The organism is Spirillospora sp. NPDC049652, from assembly GCF_040675125.1.
Lineage (GTDB): Bacteria > Actinomycetota > Actinomycetes > Streptosporangiales > Streptosporangiaceae > Spirillospora.
Genome location: NZ_JBFAOF010001179.1, coordinates 1 through 1962 on the forward strand (window position 1 = coordinate 1; position 1962 = coordinate 1962).

A 1962-nucleotide genomic window follows, 5' to 3' on the forward strand; every position below is an offset into this window, starting at 1 on the left:
GCTCCCTCGTCGCCGTCCTCGCCGGGCTGATCCCGCTCGCCAAGCTGGCCGAGCTGGTGAACATCGGCACGCTGTTCGCGTTCCTCGTCGTGGCCATCGGCGTCATGGTGCTGCGCCGCACCCGGCCGGACCTGCCGCGCGCGTTCCGGACGCCGCTCGTCCCGCTCGTCCCGGTCCTGGCGGTGCTCGCCTGCCTGTTCGTCATGCTGAACCTGCCGGTCGAGACCTGGTACCGGTTCCTCGCCTGGATGGTCGCCGGTGCGGTCATCTACTTCGTCTACGGACGGTCCCACTCCCGGGTCGGCCGGGACCGGAACGGTGTGTGACGGCGCTCACGCTGTCGTTTCCGGCGGCGGCGTGGGCACAATGCCCCCATGACGGGACACCTGCGCGTCGCGGTCGTCGGCTCCGGTCCGGCCGGGCTGTACGCGGTCGAGGCACTGCGCAAGCAGGCCGGGGAGGGGACGCGGGTCGACGTGTTCGACCGCCTGCCGTCCCCGTACGGGCTGGTGCGGTACGGGGTCGCGCCCGACCACCCGTCCATCAAGTCGATCGCCCGGTACCTCCAGGGCGTCCTGGAGGGGCCGGGCGTCCGGTTCTTCGGCTGCGTCGAGCTCGGCCGGGACGTCTCGCGCGCCGAGCTGCTCGAACGCTACGACGCGGTCGTGTACGCCACCGGCGCGATGGTCGACCGGCACCTGGGCGTCCCCGGTGAGGACCTGCCCGGCAGCTTCGCCGCCACCGACTTCGTCAACTGGTACTGCGGCCACCCCGACGCCGCCGACCACGGCTTCGCGCTGGACGCCGAGGAGGTCGCGGTCATCGGCGTCGGGAACGTCGCGGTCGACGTCGTGCGCATCCTCGCCCGGACGGCCCGGGAGCTGCGCGCGACCGACGTTCCCGAGCAGGTCCTGGACGCGCTGTCGCGCAGCCGGGTGCGGCGCGTCCACATGATCGGGCGGCGCGGCCCCGCGCACGCCAAGTTCACCACCAAGGAGCTGCGCGAGCTCGGCACCCTCGCCGAGGCGTCGGTGCACGTCACGGCCGGGGACATGGCCCTGGACGAGGCGAGCGCCGCGCTCGCCGAGGGCGACCGGCACGTGCGCGGGAACATCAAGGTCCTCAGCGGCTGGACGGACGTCCCCGGCGGCCGGCCGCGCCGCATCGACGTGCGGTTCTGGCGCGCGCCCGACGCGATCCTCGGCACCGGCCGGGTCGAGGGGCTGCGGCTGGAGCGCACCCGCCTGGACGACGCCGGGCGCGTCGTCGGCACCGGCGAGTTCGAGGAGTTGCCCGTCGGGATGGTGCTGCGCTCGGTCGGCTACCAGAGCGTCCCGCTGGCCGGGCTGCCGTTCGACGAGCGGAGCAAGGTCGTCCCGAACGACGGCGGGCGCGTCCTCGGCCCGGACGGGAGGCCGCTCCCCCGCGAGTACGTCGCGGGCTGGATCAAGCGCGGCCCGACCGGGGTCGTCGGGACGAACAAGTCCGACGCCGCGGAGACCGTCCGGAACCTGCTCACCGACCTCGGCGCCGCCCGGATCGAGCCCACCGGGACCATCGAGGACCTGCTGGAACGCCGCGAGCTGCGGGCCGTCCGCTACGAGGACTGGCTGCGGCTGGACGCGGCCGAGGCCGCCCTCGCCCGCTCCCTGGACCGCGGCGACCGGGTGAAGCTCGCCCGCTGGGACGCCATGCGCGCCGCCTGCCGCGACACCTGACCGCCCGGCCCATCCCGCAGACCGCCGACCTCACCCCGCAGACCGCCGATCCCAGCCCGCTGCCCCGACGGGCCATCCCCCGGGCCGCGCGCCGAATTTTCGGGCGACGCTCGGCAAAACCGCCCGGTCCGCCGGACGAGCGCGGGGAAATCCATGGATGATCGGCCGTCCGTCGTAGATCATCGCGGCGGACGCGACGCCGTCGAGGACGACCTCGCGCAGCCGTGCCGAGCCCATCCCGTCG

The 1962-nt window shown here is 74.4% G+C and carries 3 protein-coding genes; 2 read left to right on the plus strand and 1 reads right to left on the minus strand.

Features of this window, described 5'->3' with window-relative positions; genetic code table 11:
- Both AB0J52_RS38300 and AB0J52_RS38305 read left to right on the plus strand, forming a co-directional pair.
- The coding region (locus AB0J52_RS38300; protein WP_500187917.1) for an amino acid permease C-terminal domain-containing protein at window positions 1-326 on the plus strand (326 nt) is incomplete at its 5' end.
- A gap of 48 nt (window positions 327-374) precedes the next feature.
- Entirely contained in the window at window positions 375-1718 is a 1344-nt protein-coding gene (locus AB0J52_RS38305) for an FAD-dependent oxidoreductase (protein WP_500187918.1), read from the plus strand.
- Between the two features lie 30 nt (window positions 1719-1748).
- On the opposite strand, the gene AB0J52_RS38310 is transcribed toward AB0J52_RS38305, so the two are convergent.
- The gene (locus AB0J52_RS38310) at window positions 1749-1955 is read right to left on the minus strand and encodes a DUF4334 domain-containing protein (protein WP_500187920.1); all 207 of its coding nucleotides are present in this window, start codon (window positions 1953-1955) and stop codon (window positions 1749-1751) included.
- Between the last annotated feature and the right edge of the window lie 7 nt (window positions 1956-1962).

Excerpts from the sequence above, each read along its gene's own strand:
- AB0J52_RS38305 (WP_500187918.1), top strand. The coding sequence starts at position 375 with ATGACGGGACACCTGCGCGTCGCGGTCGTCGGCTCCGGTCCGGCCGGG.
- AB0J52_RS38310 (WP_500187920.1), bottom strand. The coding sequence starts at position 1,955 with ATGGGCTCGGCACGGCTGCGCGAGGTCGTCCTCGACGGCGTCGCGTCC.